18 protein-coding genes are annotated in these 20,048 nt (G+C 52.9%); 9 read left to right on the top strand and 9 right to left on the bottom strand.

Annotated features, from left to right (window positions below; translation table 11 throughout):
• The first annotated feature begins 22 nt into the window (after positions 1 to 22).
• Positions 23 to 2,623: a DNA polymerase I gene (polA, locus tag U6B65_12185; protein WRS27078.1), complete on the top strand. Its 2,601-nt coding sequence runs from the start codon at positions 23 to 25 to the stop codon at positions 2,621 to 2,623.
• A 130-nt stretch (positions 2,624 to 2,753) separates the two neighbouring features.
• Here the strand turns inward: polA and U6B65_12180 are convergent, their stop codons facing one another.
• The 7 genes from U6B65_12180 to U6B65_12150 all read right to left on the bottom strand — a co-directional run bounded on the left by U6B65_12180 (position 2,754) and on the right by U6B65_12150 (position 7,938).
• Positions 2,754 to 3,353, bottom strand: coding sequence for a phosphoglycerate mutase family protein (locus tag U6B65_12180; GenBank protein ID WRS27077.1), 600 nt, complete (start codon positions 3,351 to 3,353; stop codon positions 2,754 to 2,756).
• The gene (locus U6B65_12175) at positions 3,326 to 3,697 is read right to left on the bottom strand and encodes a bifunctional adenosylcobinamide kinase/adenosylcobinamide-phosphate guanylyltransferase (protein ID WRS27076.1); all 372 of its coding nucleotides are present in this window, start codon (positions 3,695 to 3,697) and stop codon (positions 3,326 to 3,328) included. Before U6B65_12175 ends, U6B65_12180 begins: the two co-directional genes overlap by 28 nt.
• Positions 3,698 to 3,823: 126 nt before the next feature.
• Positions 3,824 to 4,576, bottom strand: coding sequence for an adenosylcobinamide-GDP ribazoletransferase (locus U6B65_12170; protein WRS27075.1), 753 nt, complete (start codon positions 4,574 to 4,576; stop codon positions 3,824 to 3,826).
• Positions 4,560 to 5,117 carry a bifunctional adenosylcobinamide kinase/adenosylcobinamide-phosphate guanylyltransferase gene (locus U6B65_12165; protein ID WRS27074.1) on the bottom strand — a complete coding sequence of 186 codons (558 nt, stop codon included), beginning with the start codon at positions 5,115 to 5,117 and terminating at the stop codon, positions 4,560 to 4,562. The genes U6B65_12170 and U6B65_12165 overlap by 17 nt, the downstream gene beginning before the upstream one ends.
• Entirely contained in the window at positions 5,114 to 5,635 is a 522-nt protein-coding gene (locus U6B65_12160) for a cob(I)yrinic acid a,c-diamide adenosyltransferase (protein ID WRS27073.1), read from the bottom strand. The genes U6B65_12165 and U6B65_12160 overlap by 4 nt, the downstream gene beginning before the upstream one ends.
• A gap of 2 nt (positions 5,636 to 5,637) precedes the next feature.
• The gene (gene cobT / locus U6B65_12155; GenBank protein ID WRS27072.1) at positions 5,638 to 6,732 is read right to left on the bottom strand and encodes a nicotinate-nucleotide--dimethylbenzimidazole phosphoribosyltransferase; all 1,095 of its coding nucleotides are present in this window, start codon (positions 6,730 to 6,732) and stop codon (positions 5,638 to 5,640) included.
• Positions 6,733 to 6,882: 150 nt separating this feature from the next.
• Positions 6,883 to 7,938, bottom strand: coding sequence for a class B sortase (locus tag U6B65_12150; protein WRS27071.1), 1,056 nt, complete (start codon positions 7,936 to 7,938; stop codon positions 6,883 to 6,885).
• Between the two features lie 643 nt (positions 7,939 to 8,581).
• On the opposite strand from U6B65_12150, the gene hrcA reads away from it, so the two are divergent.
• The 6 genes from hrcA (at position 8,582) to U6B65_12120 (ending at position 14,510) form a co-directional block, all read left to right on the top strand.
• Positions 8,582 to 9,610, top strand: a complete 1,029-nt coding sequence (gene hrcA / locus U6B65_12145) for a heat-inducible transcriptional repressor HrcA (GenBank protein WRS27070.1) — start codon at positions 8,582 to 8,584, stop codon at positions 9,608 to 9,610.
• 31 nt (positions 9,611 to 9,641) lie between these two features.
• Positions 9,642 to 10,187 (top strand): nucleotide exchange factor GrpE, encoded by a 546-nt coding sequence (grpE, locus tag U6B65_12140; protein ID WRS27069.1) that lies wholly within the window; start codon positions 9,642 to 9,644, stop codon positions 10,185 to 10,187.
• 95 nt (positions 10,188 to 10,282) lie between these two features.
• Positions 10,283 to 12,106: a molecular chaperone DnaK gene (gene dnaK / locus U6B65_12135; GenBank protein WRS27068.1), complete on the top strand. Its 1,824-nt coding sequence runs from the start codon at positions 10,283 to 10,285 to the stop codon at positions 12,104 to 12,106.
• Between the two features lie 472 nt (positions 12,107 to 12,578).
• Positions 12,579 to 13,721: a molecular chaperone DnaJ gene (gene dnaJ, locus U6B65_12130; GenBank protein WRS27067.1), complete on the top strand. Its 1,143-nt coding sequence runs from the start codon at positions 12,579 to 12,581 to the stop codon at positions 13,719 to 13,721.
• Positions 13,722 to 13,864: 143 nt separating this feature from the next.
• Positions 13,865 to 14,080: a helix-turn-helix transcriptional regulator gene (locus U6B65_12125; protein WRS27066.1), complete on the top strand. Its 216-nt coding sequence runs from the start codon at positions 13,865 to 13,867 to the stop codon at positions 14,078 to 14,080.
• Entirely contained in the window at positions 14,067 to 14,510 is a 444-nt protein-coding gene (locus U6B65_12120; protein ID WRS27065.1) for a hypothetical protein, read from the top strand. The genes U6B65_12125 and U6B65_12120 overlap by 14 nt, the downstream gene beginning before the upstream one ends.
• 66 nt (positions 14,511 to 14,576) lie before the next feature.
• Here the strand turns inward: U6B65_12120 and U6B65_12115 are convergent, their stop codons facing one another.
• Together U6B65_12115 and U6B65_12110 are read right to left on the bottom strand one after the other, a co-directional pair.
• Positions 14,577 to 15,575, bottom strand: coding sequence for a GGGtGRT protein (locus U6B65_12115; protein ID WRS27064.1), 999 nt, complete (start codon positions 15,573 to 15,575; stop codon positions 14,577 to 14,579).
• Between the two features lie 19 nt (positions 15,576 to 15,594).
• Positions 15,595 to 16,287 carry a hypothetical protein gene (locus U6B65_12110; protein WRS27063.1) on the bottom strand — a complete coding sequence of 231 codons (693 nt, stop codon included), beginning with the start codon at positions 16,285 to 16,287 and terminating at the stop codon, positions 15,595 to 15,597.
• A gap of 468 nt (positions 16,288 to 16,755) precedes the next feature.
• Here U6B65_12110 and secA point away from each other — a divergent pair, with 468 nt between their 5' ends.
• Positions 16,756 to 19,500, top strand: coding sequence for a preprotein translocase subunit SecA (secA, locus tag U6B65_12105; protein WRS27062.1), 2,745 nt, complete (start codon positions 16,756 to 16,758; stop codon positions 19,498 to 19,500).
• A gap of 95 nt (positions 19,501 to 19,595) precedes the next feature.
• Positions 19,596 to 20,024, top strand: a complete 429-nt coding sequence (locus tag U6B65_12100) for a hypothetical protein (protein ID WRS27061.1) — start codon at positions 19,596 to 19,598, stop codon at positions 20,022 to 20,024.
• Positions 20,025 to 20,048 lie beyond the last annotated feature (24 nt).

The raw sequence follows: 20,048 nt of genomic DNA, 5'->3' as shown, positions 1-20,048 counted from the left end.
ACGGCCAAGGGAGGACCTGACCATGAAGCTTCTGGCCATTGACGGCAACAGCATTATCAACCGAGCCTTTTATGGCGTGCGCCCGCTGACCACCAAGGACGGCCTGCACACCAATGCTATTTACGGCTTTTTATCCATTTTGCAGAAAATGCTCTCCGAAACCAAACCCGATGGCGTGGCAGTGGCTTTTGATTTAAAAGCCCCCACCTTTCGGCACAAAAAATACGAAGGCTACAAGGCACAGCGCAAAGGAATGCCCGAGGAGCTGGCTCAGCAGCTCCCTCTGCTCAAAGAGCTGCTCCCCTATCTGGGCTATACCACAGTGGAGCTTTCCGGCTACGAAGCGGACGACCTTCTGGGAACTCTTTCCAAAAGCTGCTGTCAGGGCGGGAACTCCTGTGTCATCGCCACGGGAGACCGGGATAGCTTTCAGCTGATTGGGGACTGTGTAACCGTGCGCCTTGCCTCCACCAAGGGCGGACAGCCCCAATCCCAGTTCTGCGACGAAGCCTATATCCGGGAAACCTACGGCGTGGAGCCGCTCCAGCTCATTGATGTAAAAGCTTTGATGGGGGATACCTCCGACAATGTGCCGGGTGTGGCAGGCGTAGGCGAAAAAACAGCTCTCAAGCTGATTCAGGAGCACGGCACGCTGGATGCCATTTACGAAAAGCTGGAGGATCTGGATATCCGCCCCGCCCTGCGGGAAAAGCTCCGAAATGGCAAAGACATGGCTTACCTGAGCCGTGAGCTGGTTACCATCGACCGGGATTCCCCCATTGATACAAGCCTTGCCTCCTATGCGGTGCGCCCAGCGGATATGGCCAATGCCTACAGTCTGCTGGCCCGGCTTGAAATTTTCAGTTTGATGGATAAGCTGGGCGTCTATCCGGTGGAGGGCGCTGTCTCTCAGCCTGTGGAAACAAAAATCCAGTGCACCAACCGGGAAGAGCTGGGTGCCGCCGATGCCGCTGAACTGATAAGCCGTGCCAAGGCGCTGGATGCTCTCTTTTTCTTTGAAGGTGAGGAACCGGGCGGCATCTTTGTTTCGGTTCAGGGGGAAGGCTGTATTGAGCGCCTCTGCTTTGACCATGAGCTGGAGGAAACAGCAAAAATTTTGTTGGAATCGGCTCTTCCCAAGCGGGTCAACCACATCAAAAACCTTTACCGCTATTGCCTGCGCAAAAATATTTCACCCCAAAACCTTGTTTTTGATCTGGAAATTGCGGCCTATATTCTCAACCCCACGGCCACCGATTATTCTATCCAGAGACTGGCAGGGGAATACCAGCTCCCCTATGAACCGGATTCCGAAAAACAGGAAGAGCTGGCTCACCATCTTGCCCAGTTAGCGGTATACCCGGCTCTGGCCGATAAGCTTTACCAAACCATGGATGAAAACGACCAGCTTCATCTTTTCACCGACATTGAGCTGCCGCTTGCAAAGGTTCTGGCCCATATGGAGCACGCCGGGGTGGCAGTGGATGCCGCCGGGCTGACCGAATACGGCCAGCGGCTGGACGTGGAGATTGCCAAATATCAAGCCGAAATCTATTCCATGGCAGGCGAGGAATTCAACATCAACTCCCCCAAGCAAATGGGTGTTATTCTCTTTGAAAAGCTGGGCTTGCCCGCCAAAAAGAAAACCAAAACCGGCTATTCCACCAACGCCGATGTACTGGAAGGATTGATGGATAAGCACCCCATTATCCCAGCAATTCTGGAATACCGCAAGGTGGCCAAGCTGAAATCCACCTATGTGGATGGGCTGCTCAAGGTTATTGAGCCGGATGGCCGTATCCATACGGTTTTCCAGCAGACCCTGACACGCACCGGGCGCATCAGCTCCACTGAGCCCAATATGCAGAACATCCCCATCCGCACCGAGCTTGGCAGTGAATTGCGCCGGTTTTTCCACGCAGAAGCGGGCAATGTGCTGGTGGATGCCGATTATTCCCAGATCGAGCTGCGTGTGCTGACTCATATCGCTGAGGATGAGAACATGATCGCCGCCTTTAAAAACGGCGAGGATATCCACACCATTACGGCCTCGCAGGTGTTCGATCTGCCCCCCTTGTTTGTTACCCCTGTGATGCGCAGCCGGGCCAAGGCGGTCAACTTTGGAATTGTATACGGCATTGGAGCCTTTTCACTGGCGCAGGATATCGGCGTTTCGGTAGCCGAGGCGGATAGCTACATCAAGGGCTATCTGCGCACCTACAGCGGCGTGAAGCAGTATATGGAGGATACCATTGCCTACGCCACCGACCATGGGTATGTGAAAACCATGCTGGGGCGGCGGCGCTATTTGCCGGAGCTTTCCTCCTCCAACCGCATCACCCGCGAATTCGGCAAGCGGGTAGCCATGAACACCCCCATTCAGGGAACTGCCGCCGATATCATCAAAATCGCTATGGTGCGGGTCTTTGACAGATTGCAGGCGGAGGGGCTCCGCTCCCGGCTGATTTTGCAGGTGCACGATGAACTGATCATCGAAAGCCCGCAGGATGAAGAACAGCAGGCCCGCCGGGTGATACAGGAAGAAATGGAACACGCCATTTCCCTCACTGTTCCGCTGGATGCAGATGTGGGAACCGGCCAGAACTGGCTGGATGCTAAGTAAAACTTTTCTTTTTCGGTTGGGTCAGGCCAGAAACAATAACTTTTCTCTGTGAACGATAGCATCGTTTATTCCGATGCACCATTCATTAAACTCCCCCTTCTTTCCGGCGAAAGAAGGGGGAGTTTAATATCTATAGCGCCATATATTCCACTGGCCTTCCTTTTTGAAGCACCAAGGTATACCCCCGGCCACAGGCGGGCTGCCACTGGTAAAAATTCTTTTCTCCGGGGAAAAATGCCTCCATCAAGTTGGCAATCACCCCGCCATGGCAGATAACCGCCCCATTCTGACCATCAAGGCGGCAGACCACCTGCTCAAAGCCCGCCTGAATCCGGGCGGCAAACGCCCTGCGGCTTTCCCCGCCGGGAGGGGCAACTTCCCCGTTGGTATCCAGCGCCCAGCTTTGCCACGAGGATAAATCCTTAAGCTGTTCATAGCTTTTCATCTCGAACTCACCAAAATGATACTCCATCAGCGCAAGAATTGCTTCGCTCTTGACCACGCCATAGGTCAGTGCAAGGGTCTGCTCTGTCCGCAGAGCACCGCTGGTGAAAAAGCAGTCTGCCCCCGGATACGGCCCGGCTCGGCTCAGCTTTTCCAGCTCTTCTATGCCTTGCGAGCATAGGGGCAGGTCGGTGCGCCCGCAGTAAAGGTGCTCTAGATTTGCTCTGGTTTTGCCGTGGCGTATCAAATGGATGCGGCTCATTTCAGCTTGGTGGGCAATCCGCAAAACAGCCTCACCACCTCATCTGCCTCACCGGCAAGGCGGGTCATGGCCCGGCCAGTTACCTCCCGCCAGAGGCGTTCCTGCTTATCCATGGGCACCACGCCGCCGGTGATATCCTCGCACAGCACAGCCGAATCCGCCCACAATGGCAGTACTTGTTCCAGCGTCTGTTCAACGTCCTCTCCGGCCTGAATCAAGGCCCAGAGCCATTGCTCCAGCCCCACAATTACAGCCCCTCTAGGCTGGCGGGTATCTTCCGGTGCGCAGTTCCATACCTCTGCCTGACCAAAACGCCCGAGCGCATATTCCCGCTTGCCTTGAAAGGCTCCGCCTATAATCAGCACCATTGTTTTTATCCCTTTCTGTGGCAATATTTTGATGGGTGAACCCGGCGGGCGGCTGCGCTTTGCGCACTGGTGCGGCTTTGCCGCCCCAGCTACAAAACAGCAAGCTGTTTTGTAGGGCCGCCCGCCTCACAGGATCGCCGCCGCCCACAGTCCGCAAAGCTCGGCCACAGTCAAGGCAAAGCCCGCCAAGTCTCCTGACACACCTTTCATAGAGCGAAAAGCACAGCCCATGGCGATACAAAAGCCGCCTGCCGTTGCCAGCACCACCGCCGCACCAAGGGGGCCGGCTAAACCAAAAGCAGTCACACCGGCGGCTATGGCTGTAATCACCGGCACCAGCTTATCCTGTTTTCCCGCTGTTTGCTGAAAGGTATAGGCATAGCCGCTATTGGAAATGGGCGGCAGAGCCAAAGTGGCCGCACCACAGCCACACCGGGAAACCACCGGTACCAGCAGCAGAAGCAGAGGGTTCTCCCCTCCCTCTATAAAGGCCCATGCCCCCGCAAAAGCCAGCAAAAACAGCCCAGCCAACATAATGGCTCCAAACGCACCCAAGTGGGGGTCTTTGAGGATTTCCCGCCTTTTTTCCAGAGGACGGCGGGAAAGCACGGCATCGCTGGTATCCATATAGCCATCCAAATGGATAAAGCCGGTCAGAACATACGGGAACACCGCTACCAAAGCCGCTGTCATGGCCGGATGCAGAGCCGACGCTTCCAACAGATAGGCAAGTGCCATCCACAACGCCCCAATCACCAGTCCAACCAGCGGCAGAAGGGGCAGCATCAGCCGCATCAGGCTATCCTCCCACAAGGGAGGCACAGGCAGAATGGAAAACATGCCTACTGTCATTACAAAGCCTTTAAAGAATCGCTTCAAAACCGCTCAGCGCCTCCCTTCCCTTATGGAAAATCACACAACCTGCACTAACCTCCAGCACACAGTCGCAGAGAGCGGCCATGGCCCGCTCTACCCCCGCCAACTCCCGGCGATAAAGCTGGGTCAGGCTATCATACTGGCGGGCATCGGAGTAAATGGCATCGGATACCATCACCAGATGACCGGTGGCCTGAGCCAGCTGGGTCAGCCCCTTTGTGACGAGGCTTCCCGCCTCCTGGCTCACCGAACCATCGGGCAAAAACATCTCCTGTGCCAACAGGGAGGTGATGCTATCCAGCAGAAAGGTACCAGCCGGGTCGCTTCGCTCCAGAATCTTTTCAATGTGGCGAGGCTGTTCCAGCGTTTCAAAGCCCCAGCCCTCCCGCTCCCGGCGGTGGCGGGCAATGCGTTGGTGATCCTCACCATCTACAGGCTCCATGGTGGCGATGTAATAAAGCTTTTCCCCCGCCAATTCCCGGGCAAGGTGCTGAGCGAGGGTGGATTTCCCATTTTTACAGCCGCCGCCAATGAGTATGTTCATCGCTCAATCCCCACCCGGGCCTGCACGCCGTCTTTATAGTAATGCTTGATTTCCCGCATTTCGGTAACCAGATCAGCAGCCTCGATGATTTCCGGCATCGCTCCTCTGCCGGTTAGCACCAGCTCCACACCGGCAGGCTTCTGCTCCATCAGCGCCAGCACAGCATCCAATTCCACCAAGCCCTTGCTCAAGGCAACGTTGATTTCATCCAGCAAAATCAGGCTGTATTTTCCTGAAAGCATGGCCACCCGGGCCTTTTCCAGCCCGGCAGTTCCCATGGCTTTTTCCTGCTCATTGGGCTCTCTGCCTGCTATAAAATAGCCCGGCCCATACTGCTCCACCGTTACCTGGGGCAGGTAGGCCTTCAAAGCCTGTATCTCACTGGTGCTGTCTTCCTTGAGGAACTGGCCCAGATATACCCCCAGCCCCGCTCCGCAGGCCCGCAGGGCAAGACCCAGCAAGGCAGTGGTTTTACCCTTGCCATTCCCGGTATACACTTGTATATATCCCTTTTCCATGGCTACTCCTTTGCAGCAAAAGCCAATGGCTTCTGGTATTCCTCATCCATACCGGCCTCCTGAAAGCTGGCCATTTCCCGCATGGCGGCAAAAGCCCCATCCAACAAGGCAAAAAGCAGTGGGCAGCCGCTCCCCTCACCAAGGCGCATCCCCAAATCCAAGGGAGGCTCCAAACCCATTTCTTCAATGACCCAGCGGAAGCCAGGCTCCGCCGAACGGTGAGAGGCCAGCAGAAAGAGGCGTATGGCCGGTTCCAAGCGGCAGGCTACCAAGGCCGCTACTGCGGAGATAAAGCCATCCACCACCACCGGGCAGCCTGTGATAGCTCCACCCAGATAAATCCCTGCCATAGCGGCAATATCCAGCCCACCCAGCTTGGAAAGAACCTCAAGCGGGTCATTGGAATGCGCTTTATGAAAGGCAAGTGCTTTTTCCACCACGCTGATTTTGTTCTGGTAGCCCTCCTGCGTCAGCCCGGCGCCAAAGCCCACGGTCTGCCGGGGGGCAAGGCCGGTCAGGCCGCAAAGCACCGCCGCCGCTGTGGTGGTGTTGCCGATACCCATTTCTCCTGCACCCAGCAGGCGGCTACCCTGCTCATAAGCCTCATGGGCTGTTTCCACGCCCACCAATATAGCGGCACAGGCCTGCTCCCGGGTCATGGCCGCTTCTTGGGAAATATCCCCGGTGCTGCGGCGTATTTTCCGGTCAAGCACCCCCTGCATCACCTCATCGGTATCCACACCCACATCCACCACAACTAAATCAGCGCTAAACTGACGTGCCAATACAGCTGCCCCGGCAACACCCAGCGCCAAATTTTTCGTTTGGGAAAGAGTCACCGATTGGGGTGCACCGGCCACGCCTTGGGCCACCACACCGTTATCTGCCGCCATAATCAGCAGACTGCGCCGGTGGATCTCTGGATAAAGCTCGCCGGTAATCCCGCAGACCTGCACGGCCATTTCTTCCAGGCGCCCCAGACTGCCTGTGGGCTTAATGAGGCTATCCAGCCGCCGCTGTGCCGCCCGGGCCGCCTTGACATCCACTGTTTTGACCTGCGGAAACAGGCTTTTTAACCTTTTTTCGTTTTGCTCCATTTTAGCCATCCTTTGCCGAGTCCTGCCGCTCTTGATTTTCGGTTGTTTAAAAAAATGGTAACACGGCAGCAATGGCTTGTCAACCGCCGCTTAAAGGCAAAAATCCCCCGGCAAAAAGCCGGAGGATTTTAATAATGCAATTCTATCCGATTACAGGTTGGGCTTCTGGTAATCGTTGTTGGCAGTGACGGTAACATTTTGAGCGGTGGAATCCACCAGTTTGCCCATAACCACAAAGCGCTGGCGGTCGGTCTTGCCAAACACACGGGTGCAGGTGGAAAGGGTAACAATCTTATCGTCGCCGCTTACCTGAATGTCATAATCGTGAAGGCTCCGATTGCGGGCACTGGAAATAATGGCTTTCAGCTCATCGGTGGTAGGAGCGCTGTTGTTGTAATAGAAATCAATCTCGGTATAGAATGCGGCAAAAACCTGGAACCGCATATCGCCTTCCGCCGTGGAGAAGTTAATGAACTGGTTCTGCTTGGCAAAATCCAGATAATGGAAGGCCGGAAGCTGAGCAAACATCACATCATTGGCATCGCCAATTTTCGGCGTGGAGTAGTTTGTCCAGTTATGTCCATAGATAACCGTATTTTTGGTGAGATTCTCCGCAGAACCGGCAACAGCCTTGGCATCCGCCCAGATAACGCCATTCTTATCCTGCTGCTTACGGTAGTTCAAATGGGTGTAATAATTTACATCCTGTGGATAAAAGATAACAGGGTAATCGATATTGGTGCCGCCGACTTGCAGCCATGCCTTTACATCGCCGTTGATCTTGTTCCATTCGGAAATTTTATCACCGAATTTTTTAACAGGAACGGATGCAGCTACTGCTTCCTTCTGGTCATCATCGTCGTCTTCAAAAGAAACGGGAGCAATCTTCAAAGCAGAGCCTGTATCGGTCTGCTTGGCAGAAGATGGGTTATAAACCGCTGTTTCTACCTTGGGTTTATTTTCCCGGGTTGCCTCTGCGGCAGAAGGTGCCAAATTGCTCACCATATGTGTTTTAGTTTGAACGCTGCCAACCGTCACCGATCCATTGATCAGGCTGGGGGCAGCCGCTGCCTCGCCGGTAGAAAACAGAGAATGGAGACACAAAACGCCGCTAAGTATCACCACAAATCCAGTCGTAGCAAATACAGCTGTGCGCCTAACGGCTTTTTTTGCAGAAGAAGCTCTGCGTCTGCTGGGGTTACTCATAATTACCTCCTCCAAAATAACTAACCTTCCGCCCGTACCAAGCAAAGGCACAGGGGCAAAAAATTACAGTTTAACCTTCTGTTTCGCTTGCCGCAGTGGTTCACAGACAAAATAAAATTTAACAAAATACAGTATAACATACTTTTGTAATAATTATAATCCCAATTTGTAAGGGAAAAAACACTGCTGACCGCTGGCAAACTGGGTGCCAAAAAGAGGCTTCCGCAAAATAATTCTATAAAAACGGCTTTTTTAAAAGCTTTTTTATGGCTTCGTTTTCGCACAATGCGATGCTCAAGTCTATCACCAAAATATAGGCAATCAAAAATTTATGCAAAACACCACAATAGGAGCGTATTTTTCTAAAATTCTTACAAAGCGTGATTATTAAGGTTTATTTTAAAGCTTTCAATTAATAGGTGACGAATAATGTCAAAATTATTGCAGCTTGCTGGAAAATTTTTTAAAAAATTTCGTTGATCTAGCACTCGATTGATTAGAGTGCTAGAAAATGTGAAAACAATCTGTGAACGCCCTTGACAAAGGGAAGTTTTCATGCTATATTGTGTTTAGCACTCAAGATACATGAGTGCCAGTATCCAAAACAAACCTTTTAGCCATGGCATAAAAAGGAGGTGAGCCTGTGACTCTCAGCGAACGAAAAAAGAAAATTTTAGCAGCCATTGTGGAAATTTTTATTCAGACAGGAGAGCCCGTGGGCTCAAAGCTTCTGGTGGAATATCTGGGTATGCCGGTTTCATCCGCCACCATCCGCAGCGATATGGCTTGGCTTTTTGAAATGGGTTACTTGGAGCAGCCCCACACTTCGGCGGGGCGGGTTCCCTCTCATTTAGGCTACCGGGAATACATTGATTCCATTATGCGGTGCGATCCTTTATCTCAAGAGGAGCGGGACGAAATTGATTCCCTCTTTAATGTGCGCAACCCGGACCCTGATCGGCTTTTAGCCGATACGGCACAGGCTCTGGCCAGTTACACCAACTGCGCCACCATCGCCTCCACCTATACCCCCAAAACGGTCAGGGTAAGCCGCATCGATCTCATTGCCGCCGGTACCAACACCGTGGTGATTATTGTGATTGCCACCAACGGTATGATTCGCAGCAAGGTCTGCCGGGTGGATTTTATTCTGACACCTAAGCTGATCGAGTTTTTTATTAACTTTATCAACTCCCGGCTTTCCGGTAAAAGCTTGGATAGCATCTCGTCGGAATACATTAGCTCCGCCTCGGTTTCACTGGGTGAATATTCAAGAATTTTCACCCCCATCCTTGTCAGCATTTATGAGCTTTGCAAAGAAATCAACGATGGCCATTATTTCCTTTCCGGCGGCACCCGGCTGCTGGAATACAGGGAATTTGAGCAGGTTGCCCGGGATCTTCTGGATCTTTTGGGCCAGAAGGAAAAGGTGCAGGAGCTGATCACCAGCGATACTGGCATCAGTGTGACCATAGGCAAGGAAAACCAGCCCCATGAGCTGATCAATTCCTCTGTGCTGGTCACCCACTACGATGTGGGCGGGCAGCGTGCCGGGGCTGTAGCCGTTGTTGGCCCCATCCGCATCAATTATGCCCGCATCATCCCCCACCTTGAATATTTTGCCAAGACCTTGGGGGAGTTGCTTTCAGAAACATTGGAGCCTCGGGATTGAGCGGGGCCACGGAAAGGAGACAGATCACGACATGGGTCACATAGACGATAAAGATTCCTGCCTCGAAACACCTCTGGAGGAGGAAATCCCAACCTGCCAGGAAACCGAAGCCACTTCTCAGGAGGAGGCACAGCAGCCCACCGAATTGGAACTGCTGGAAAAACGGGTGGCTGAGCTGACCGACCAACATCTGCGCACTATGGCGGAATACGATAACTTCCGCAAGCGCAGCCAGCGGGAACGGGAGGAGCTTTTCCCCACTGCCACAGCCGCCGCTGTTGAAAAGTTTTTGCCTGTGCTGGATAACTTTGAGCGGGCCATGGAGCATCCCTGTGAAGACAGCGAGTTCCTGAAAGGCATCGACATGATTTACCAGAGCCTGCAAGGGGTCATGGATTCCTTCGGAGTCAAGGCCATCGGCGTGGTGGGAGAGCCCTTTGACCCCCAGCGTCACAACGCCGTGATGCATATCGAGGATGAGGCTTTGGGCGAAAACGTGGTTTCGCAGGTTCTGCAAAAGGGTTATAGTATAGGGGATCGTGTTATCCGGTATGCCATGGTGCAAACCGCAAACTAGCTTCCTGTTCATATAAATTATTTGATCAAACACAACATCCGGCCGGTAAAGTCGGGGCGACGCCCCACCGGCTGTAAAAGGAGGACTTTTTTATTATGGGTAAAATTATTGGTATCGATTTAGGTACAACCAACTCCTGCGTAGCCGTTATGGAAGGCGGCGAAGCCGTTGTTATCGCCAATCCCGAGGGCTCCCGCACCACCCCTTCTGTAGTCGCTTTCGCCAAGGATGGCGAGCGTATGGTGGGTCAGGTGGCAAAGCGTCAAGCCATCACCAACCCCGACCGCACCGTGATTTCCATCAAACGCCACATGGGCACCGACTACAAGGTGGATATTGACGGCAAAAAGTATACACCCCAAGAAATTTCCGCTATGGTGCTGAAAAAGCTGAAAGAGGATGCAGAGGCTTATCTGGGCCATCCTGTCACCGAAGCGGTCATCACCGTGCCCGCTTATTTTACCGACTCCCAGCGTCAGGCCACCAAGGATGCCGGCCGCATTGCGGGTCTTGAAGTCAAGAGAATCATCAACGAGCCTACTGCTGCCGCCCTTTCCTACGGCTTGGGCAAGGAAGAAGACCAGAAAATCATGGTTTATGACCTTGGCGGCGGTACCTTCGACGTTTCCATCATTGAAATGGGCGACGGCGTTCAGGAAGTTCTGGCTACTGCCGGTAACAACCGCTTGGGCGGCGATGATTTTGACGAGCGTGTCATCAACTACTTGGCCGATACCTTTAAAAAGGAAAGCGGCATTGATCTAAAGGGCGACAAAATGGCTCTCCAGAGATTGAAGGAAGCAGCCGAAAAAGCCAAGATTGAGCTTTCCGGCATGCCCACCGCCAACATCAACCTGCCCTTTATCACCGCCGATGCAACCGGCCCCAAGCACTTGGATATCACCCTGACCCGGGCTAAGTTCAACGAGCTGACCGCCGATCTGGTGGAAAAAACCATGGGCCCTGTCAAGCAGGCCATGAAGGATGCAGGCCTCCAGCCCAGCGACATTCAAAAGGTTCTGCTGGTGGGCGGTTCCACCCGTATTCCCGCTGTTCAGGACGCTGTTAAAAATTACATGGGCAAGGATCCCTTTAAGGGCATCAACCCCGATGAATGCGTTGCTTTGGGTGCCGCTATTCAGGGCGGTGTTCTCACCGGTGATGTCGAAGGCTTGGTTCTGCTGGATGTAGCGCCTCTGTCCTTGGGTCTTGAAACCCTTGGCGGCGTTTTCACCAAAATTATTGAAGGCAACACCACCATCCCCACCCGGAAATCCCAGGTGTTCTCCACTGCCGCCGACGGCCAGACCTCCGTTGAGGTTCATGTGCTTCAAGGTGAGCGCAGCATGGCCAGCGACAACAAAACCCTCGGCCGCTTTAATCTGGATAGCATTCCTCCCGCACCCCGCGGCGTTCCCCAGATCGAAGTAACCTTTGATATCGATGCCAACGGCATTGTTAATGTATCCGCCAAGGATAAGGGTACCGGCAAAGAGCAGCATGTCACCATCTCTGCCAGCACCAACATGTCCAAAGAGGATATTGAGAAGGCCATGAAGGAAGCCGAGCAGTATGCCGCTGAGGATAAAAAGCGCCGGGAAGAAATTGAAACCCGCAACAACGCCGATCAGCTGGTTTATCAGAGCGAAAAAACCTTGGGCGAGCTGGGCGGAAAGATCAGCGATGCTGAAAAATCCGAGGTGCAGAGCAAGGTAGACGCTTTGAAGGAATCTCTTAAGGGCAGCAATCTGGATGACATTAAAGCCAAGCAGGAGGATCTCCAGAAGAAATTCTATGAGATTTCTGCTAAGGTTTATGAGCAAACAGGCGGCGCGGCTCCCGAAGGTACTCCCAACCCCGGCGCCCCCGATGATGGTGTGGTGGATGCCGAATACACCGAAGTCAACGACGATAAGTAATCCCCTGCCGGACTACTCTTAAGGTTATACAATCAGCATCCGCCGGCTTTCACGCTGGCGGATGCCCTTACTTTCTTTTTGAAAAAAAGAAAGTAGCAAAGAAAAACCGTGTTCATGACATCGAGGACTGATTCAACAAATTCCAGCAAGCAAGCCTATGCCCGGCGAAAGAGGCAAAACCCCAAAGCAAGCCTCTTATAAGCCAACGGGCACGAAGGTAAAGATTTCCACACGCCTATGCCCGACGAAAGAGGCGAAACCCCAAAGCAAGCCTCTTATAAGCCAACGGGCACGAAGGTAAAGATTTCCACACGCCTATGCCCGACGAAAGAGGCGAAGCCTCCATTGACACCAAGGCATGTCTGCGGGTATACTGACTAAGAGTGTTTTGACCGATTACCTACATTTTGTGTGCTAAAATCCAACAAGAAAGCGCAGGCACCCGCCTGCTTACCAAACAGAGGTGGTCATATTGCCAGAAAAGAGAGACTATTATGAGGTTCTTGGGGTGGCCAAGGGAGCCTCTGAAAGTGAAATTAAAAAGGCATACCGCAAACTGGCCAAGGAGTACCACCCCGACCTGAACCCCGACAACAAAGATGCGGAAGCCAAATTTAAGGAAATCGGCGAGGCCTATGAGGTCTTATCCGATTCCGAAAAGAAAAGCCGGTATGACCAGTATGGCCACGCCGGTGTGGACCCCAACTTCGGCGGTGGAGGCGGTGCTTATGGCGGTGGCTTCGGCTTTGATGATTTAGGGGATATCTTTGAGAGCTTTTTCGGCGGCTTCGGCGGAAGCACCCGCACCCGCAACCCCAACGGGCCGATCAAAGGCGGGGATGTTCATATCACCGTGCCGCTGGATTTTCTGGAAGCAGTCCACGGCTGTAAAAAGACCATTTCCATCAGCCATATGGAAAGTTGCCACGACTGCGGCGGCACTGGTGCGGCGGCGGGGACCTCGGCCGAGGTTTGCCCCGATTGCGGCGGCGCCGGTCAGGTAAAGGTTTCTCAGCGCACCCCCATCGGCGTGATCCAGACAGCCAAAACCTGCCCTCGGTGCGGCGGTAAGGGGCGCATCATCACTTCTCCCTGCGGCACCTGCGGCGGCAAAGCCCGGGTACGCACCTCCAAAAAGGTGGAAGTAAATGTTCCCGCCGGTATTGACGACGGTCAGGCCTTTGCCCTGCGTGGAGAAGGCGATTCCGGCCTGAACAACGGCCCTCCTGGAGACTGCATCATCACCGTTACCGTACGTCCGGACACTATTTTTGAACGCAACGGCTTTGACATACACTGCGATATTCCCCTCACTTACACACAGGCAACTCTTGGCGACGAAATTGTGGTTCCCACTGTGGACGGTAAGGTTTCCTACTCGGTGCCCGAAGGAACCCAGCCCGGCACCACTTTCCGCCTGCGGAATAAGGGTGTGCCCTATGTCAACGGGCGTGGCCGTGGCGATCAATATGTCCGGGTGGTGCTGGAGGTTCCCCAAAACCTGACCTCCAAGCAAAAAGAGCTTCTCAAGGAATTTGAGGCTTCTACCAGCGATAAAAACTATGCCAAGCGCAAGAGCTTTTTTGATAAGCTCAAGGATGCCATTAACCGATAAAATACAGCGATCCCCCGGTAGAGCAGCTCTAAAAGCGGCCTGCCGGGGGATTTTTTAAGAGTCATGTAAAACAAGCTTGACATATCAGGTGTTGTTTGCTAAACTGGATATGTAAAGCAAACTTGTCAAATAGGAGGATAACCTTGCATAACCATGTGGAGCAGCTTCGAAAAGAACAGGGTTTGAATCAAGAGGATTTTGCAAAAGCCATCCGGGTTTCAAGGCAGACTGTCAGCTCCATTGAAAATGGGCGATACAATCCTTCCCTTGAGCTGGCTTTTCTGATAGCGGATTTCTTTGGTAAGCCCATTGAGGCAATCTTTGTTTATGAAAGGAACCGGGAACATGAAAAAAAATAATCTTTTCGTAGGATTTGTTTATATAATACTGGGGCTTTTGTGCCTAATCACCGCATTGGTATGGGATACTAAGCTGGACAGCCTATTGTTCGGCTTTACCGGGGCTTTTATGGCACCCGGCGCTGTCGCTGTGGGCAGATACCTTTATTGGAATGCGCCAAAGAATCAAGCCCGTTATTCCCAAAGGCTGGAGCAACAGCAGATCGAATTAGAGGATGAGCGCAAAAAACAACTGCGGAATAAGGCCGGGCGCTATGCCTACATACTGGGTATTGTTGTGATCAGCTTTTCTATCACAGTTTTTTCTGTATTGGGCAAGCTGGAAATCCTCACAGATTCTATCCCCATTTCGCTTTTTTTAACAGGCTACCTGATTTTTCAGGTTCTCATTGGCATTTTTATTTTCCGGCATCTGGAGAAAAAATACTGAACCGCCCGGCGATAAAAAATCCCCTCCGCCCAAAGGCGAAGGGGATTCTTCTATTAAAAACTACGACTAACGAGCAGATTCCTCAACAGCAACGGCACAAGCCACGGTAGCACCGACCATGGGGTTGTTGCCCATACCGATCAGACCCATCATTTCCACGTGGGCAGGAACGGAAGAAGAACCAGCAAACTGAGCATCACCATGCATACGACCCATGGAATCGGTCAGGCCGTAGGAAGCAGGGCCTGCGCCCATGTTGTCGGGATGCAGGGTGCGTCCGGTGCCGCCGCCGGAAGCAACGGAGAAATAAGGGAAGCCATTTTCCCAAGAAAGTTTCTTATAAGTACCGGCTACCAGATGCTGGAACCGGGTGGGGTTGGTGGAGTTACCAGTGATGGAAACATCAACCTTCTCCATCTTCATGATGGCCACGCCCTCAAGCACATCGTTGGCGCCGAACACGCGAACAGCGGCTTTTTCGCCCTTAGAGAAGGCAACCTCACGGACAACCTTCAGCTCATCGGTGGCGAAATCATATTCGGTCTCCACATAGGTGAAGCCGTTGATGCGGCTGATGATATAAGCGGCATCCTTGCCAAGGCCGTTGAGGATAACCCGCAGGGGGGCTTTCCGAGCCTTGTTGGCGGTTCTTGCAATACCGATGGCGCCTTCGGCGGCGGCAAAGGATTCATGCCCGGCCAGGAAGCAGAAGCAGTTGGTCTCTTCCCGCAGGAGCATGGCTCCCAGATTACCGTGGCCCAGACCCACCTTGCGCTGCTCGGCTACAGAACCGGGGATGCAGAATGCCTGCAGGCCCACACCGATGGTCTCAGCGGCTTCGGCAGCCTTGGTGTTGCCCTTTTTCAGAGCAATGGCGGTGCCCAGTGTATAGGCCCACACAGCGTTATCAAAAGCAATGGGCTGAACGCCCTTAACAATGGCTTCCACATCAATGCCCTTTTCAAGGCAAAGCTCCTTCGCCTGTTCCAGGGAGGAGAATCCGTACTCTTTCAGGCAGCCCTCGATCTTGGGCATTCTTCTTGCCTGTCCTTCAAACTTAGCCATACTTGTTCCCTCCACTCTATTATTCTTCACGGGGGTCTATGTATTTGGGAGCATCCGCATACCGACCATAGTTGCCCAAATTGTTTTTATAAGCCTCGTCAGGGGTTTTGCCGTGGCGGATATCCTCCAGCATTTTGCCCACCTTGACAAACTCATAGCCGATAACCTCGCCGCCGTCATCCACAGCCAGCTTGGTGATATAACCCTCGGCCATCTCCAGATAACGCACGCCCTTGGCCTTGGTGGAGAAGATGGTGCCGATCTGCGAACGCAGGCCCTTGCCCAAATCCTCAAGCCCGGCTCCGATCGGAAGCCCGCCCTCAGAAAAAGCGGTCTGACTGCGGCCATAGGCCAGCTGTTTGAAAATTTCACGCATCGCAACGTTGATAGCATCGCAAACCAAGTCGGTGTTCAGTGCTTCCAGCATGGTTTTGCCGGGCAGAATCTCACCGGCCATCGCAGCGGAGTGAGTCATGCCGGAGCAGCCCAGTGTTTCCACCAGAGCCTCCTGAATAATGCCTTCTTTAACGTTGAGTGTCAGCTTACAAGCACCCTGCTGGGGTGCACACCAGCCCACGCCGTGCGACAAGCCGGAAATATCGGTAATCTGATATGCTTTAACCCAGCGTCCCTCCTCGGGAATTGGCGCAGGGCCGTGATGCGGACCCTTGGTGAGGGTACACATTTGCTCTACTTCATGAGAATAAGTCATACATAAAGCCCCTTTCACATCTGTTTGTATACGGTGTTATCCAAATATTATTATAATGGCAAACGACAAATTTCGCAAGACATTGGCACAAAGAAATTACCCTCTAAGGCTTCGGGGCAGCCTGTACACACTTTTTTCACAATATGGTCATTCCATTTTGTTGACAGCCTGCACTATAAAGGGTAAAATGATAAATTGAGTTAGTCTAGTGCCGTTTAATTTCTGGGCTTTTCTCGCTTTTATCACAGGGCTGAATTCAAGCCCTGCAAACCAAAATATTTTCCGGTTTTGAAAAGCACCGATCCTTCTATGGGTATGAACACAAAATAAAAGGTGCAAAATTTGGAAGATAATGGTAAAATTAACCAATTGAGGCTGGCACAGTGAATACTCGTGGTTTGAGAAGAGGGTTTTTCCCAAAACGCCTCACGGCAGTCAGCTACTTAAAAGAATAGAGGTATAAAGCAGATGGGATTTTTTCAAAAATTATTCGGGAGCTACTCCGACCGGGAAATCCGCCGCATTGAGCCCATTGCCAAGCAGGTAATGGCGTTGGAGGAGACCTACCGGGCCATGTCCGATTCTGAGCTGCAGGGGATAACCACCCTTTTTCGTGAAAGGCTCGCCAAAGGCGAAACCTTAGATGACCTGCTCCCTGATGCTTTCGCCGCCTGCCGCGAGGCTTCCGACCGGGTTCTGGGCATGCGCCATTTCTATGTGCAGATCATCGGCGGCATTGTGCTGCATCAGGGGCGCATCGCCGAAATGAAAACCGGTGAAGGCAAAACCCTTGTGGCCACCCTCCCCGCTTATCTCAATGCCCTGACCGGCAAGGGTGTTCATATTGTCACGGTCAATGACTATCTGGCCAAGCGTGACTCCGAGTGGATGGGCAAGGTTTACCGCTATCTGGGGCTTTCCGTGGGTCTGGTGGTCCATGGGCTGGATAACGAACAGCGCCGAGCCGCCTACAACAGCGATATTCTTTATGGCACCAACAACGAACTGGGCTTTGATTACCTGCGGGATAACATGGTGATCTACAAAACCGATAAAGTCCAGCGGGAACACAACTACACCATCGTGGATGAGGTTGACTCCATTTTGGTGGATGAGGCCAGAACCCCTTTAATTATTTCCGGCCAAGGCAGCAAATCCACCGAGCTTTATGAGCTGGCCGATCGCTTTGTTCGCACCCTCAAGCGGGTTAAGGTGCTGGAAACCGATGATAAATCCGACAACGACGATCTGGTGGAAGGCGATTACATCGTAGATGAAAAGGGCCGCACCGCTACCATGACCAAAGACGGCATTAAAAAGGCAGAAGCCTATTTTGGCGTTGAAAACCTGATGGATGCCGACAACATGGAGCTTCAGCATCATATTAATCAGGCCATCAAGGCCCACGGCACCATGCAGCTGGATGTGGATTATGTGGTACAGGATGGTCAGGTTGTTATTGTTGATGAATTCACCGGGCGTCTTATGTGGGGGCGGCGTTTCAACGAAGGGCTGCATCAGGCCATTGAGGCTAAAGAAGGGGTCAAGGTTGAGCGGGAATCCAAGACCTTGGCTACCATCACCTTCCAAAACTACTTCCGTATGTACCATAAGCTTTCCGGCATGACCGGTACCGCTCTTACTGAGGAGGAGGAGTTCCGGGAAATCTACCAGCTGGATGTGGTGGAAATTCCCACCAACAAGCCCATTGCCCGTGATGACCGCACCGATGTTGTCTATAAAACCGAGGCCGCCAAATACGAGGCGGTGCTGGATGAAATTGTAGAAGCCCACGAAAAGGGCCAGCCGGTGCTGGTTGGTACCATCTCCATTGAAAAATCCGAGCATCTCTCCAAGCTGCTCAAGCGCCGGGGTGTCAAGCACGAGGTGCTCAACGCCAAATACCACGAGAAGGAAGCCGAAATCGTGGCACAGGCAGGTCATTTTGGGGCTGTCACCATTGCCACCAATATGGCTGGCCGTGGTACTGACATTGTGCTGGGCGGTAACGCCGAGTTTTTGGCCAAGCGTGATATGCGCAAGGCAGGCTGCTCCGAGGAGCTTCTGACCGAAGCCACCGGCTACGGCGATACCGATGATACCGAAATCATCGAAGCCCGCAAGCAGTATCAAGAGCTTCTCTTGAAGCATAAGGAAGCCATTGCCGGGGCAGCCGAGCAGGTTCGGGCAGCAGGGGGCCTATTCATTATCGGCACCGAGCGCCACGAATCCCGCCGGATCGATAACCAGCTCCGGGGCCGTGCAGGCCGTCAGGGTGACCCAGGTGCCACCCGCTTCTTCCTCTCCTTGGAGGATGACCTGATGCGGCTGTTCGGCGGCGAGCGCATCCAGACCATGATGGATTCTCTTAAACTGGATGACGATGTGCCCATCGAAAATAAGCTGCTCACCGGCTCCATTGAAAGCGCCCAGCGCAAAGTGGAGGCCCGCAACTTTGGTATCCGCAAAAATGTTTTGCAGTTTGATGATGTTATGAACCGTATGCGTGAAAGCATCTACGGCCAACGTGCCAAGGTGCTGGACGGCGAGGATTTGGCGGATTACATCTCCAAGATGATCGATGAATCCATGGAGGCTGCTGTTGACCAATATCTGACAGACAGCGAAGTCCATGATGACTGGAATCTGGAAGGCCTGCGGGATCATTTCCTTGGATGGATCACCACCAATGAGGATTTCCGTTACAGCACCACTGAGTTGGATTCCATTACTAAGGAAAGCATCAAGGAATCACTCACGGAAAAGGCACGGGAAAAATACAAGCAGCGTGAAGCTCAGTTCGGTTCTGAGCTGATGCGGGAAATGGAGCGGGTAATTCTGCTCAAATCGGTAGACTCCATGTGGATGGATCACATCGATGCCATGACCGAGCTGAAGCAGGGCATTTATCTGCGCTCCTACGGCCAGAAAGACCCGGTTGTGGAATACCGCATGGAAGCAGCGGATATGTTCGCCGCTATGATCGATTCCATTCGTGAAGAGACAGTCCGGCTGCTCTTTGCCTTCCAGCTGCGCCGCCCCGGTGAAGCCCCCAAGCGTGAGCAGGTAGCCAAGCCCATTCAGGCAGGCCTTGCCGGTGGTGACGGCACTGTGAAAGCCCAGCCGGTTCGCAACGCCAATAGCAAGGTTGGCCGCAACGATCCCTGCCCCTGCGGAAGCGGTAAAAAATATAAAAAATGCTGCGGGGCTTAAAGAGCAAACCCTGATAGTACAAAAAGCAGTGAATGGGTCTTCCCCTTTTTCACTGCTTTTTCTGTATAGACCTCACCAGAAAGGATTTGTTTGCAATGCAGAAAGAAACGCAATCCATAGATTGGAAAAAAAGCCTGCCCCTTTTGCTGACCGGTGGGATTGTTGCGGTGGGTATTGTCATTGCCTCCCTGATTTTTGCAAATGTCTTAGCTGACCGCCCTATGACCGGAAGTTTCAGCGGCAGCCTGGCCACAGGCAGCTACAGCTACCCCGAGCTGATGGAGTTGGAAACCCTTAAGGACTATCTAGGGATATTCCCATCCTCTGATTTGCTGGACAGAGAAAATGGGCAGAGCTATGAGCAAGCAGAAGCCAAGCTGCTCCAAGAGTTGGAAAGCAATATTTTAAGTGGGCACTGGCCGGGGTTCCCCTATGTAAAGCTGGATGGCCGGGTTTATTTCAGCAAACAGGCCGTTGATCAGTGGTTCTTGCAGCAGGCGCAGGCACAGCTGACGGTGGGATAAAACCGCAAGAGCTCTCCGCATTCA

Source organism: Oscillospiraceae bacterium MB08-C2-2, from assembly GCA_035621215.1.
Taxonomy (GTDB): Bacteria; Bacillota; Clostridia; order Oscillospirales; family Ruminococcaceae; genus WRAV01.
Note: the sequence above shows the minus strand (reverse complement) of the source record. Positions and strands in the feature narration are given on the sequence as shown.

Excerpts from the sequence above, each read along its gene's own strand:
- polA (WRS27078.1), top strand. The coding sequence starts at position 23 with ATGAAGCTTCTGGCCATTGACGGCAACAGCATTATCAACCGAGCCTTT.
- U6B65_12175 (WRS27076.1), bottom strand. The coding sequence starts at position 3,697 with ATGGTGCTGATTATAGGCGGAGCCTTTCAAGGCAAGCGGGAATATGCG.
- U6B65_12165 (WRS27074.1), bottom strand. The coding sequence starts at position 5,117 with ATGAACATACTCATTGGCGGCGGCTGTAAAAATGGGAAATCCACCCTC.
- U6B65_12160 (WRS27073.1), bottom strand. The coding sequence starts at position 5,635 with ATGGAAAAGGGATATATACAAGTGTATACCGGGAATGGCAAGGGTAAA.
- cobT (WRS27072.1), bottom strand. The coding sequence starts at position 6,732 with ATGGAGCAAAACGAAAAAAGGTTAAAAAGCCTGTTTCCGCAGGTCAAA.
- U6B65_12150 (WRS27071.1), bottom strand. The coding sequence starts at position 7,938 with ATGAGTAACCCCAGCAGACGCAGAGCTTCTTCTGCAAAAAAAGCCGTT.
- grpE (WRS27069.1), top strand. The coding sequence starts at position 9,642 with ATGGGTCACATAGACGATAAAGATTCCTGCCTCGAAACACCTCTGGAG.
- dnaK (WRS27068.1), top strand. The coding sequence starts at position 10,283 with ATGGGTAAAATTATTGGTATCGATTTAGGTACAACCAACTCCTGCGTA.
- U6B65_12120 (WRS27065.1), top strand. The coding sequence starts at position 14,067 with ATGAAAAAAAATAATCTTTTCGTAGGATTTGTTTATATAATACTGGGG.
- U6B65_12115 (WRS27064.1), bottom strand. The coding sequence starts at position 15,575 with ATGGCTAAGTTTGAAGGACAGGCAAGAAGAATGCCCAAGATCGAGGGC.
- U6B65_12110 (WRS27063.1), bottom strand. The coding sequence starts at position 16,287 with ATGACTTATTCTCATGAAGTAGAGCAAATGTGTACCCTCACCAAGGGT.
- secA (WRS27062.1), top strand. The coding sequence starts at position 16,756 with ATGGGATTTTTTCAAAAATTATTCGGGAGCTACTCCGACCGGGAAATC.
- U6B65_12100 (WRS27061.1), top strand. The coding sequence starts at position 19,596 with ATGCAGAAAGAAACGCAATCCATAGATTGGAAAAAAAGCCTGCCCCTT.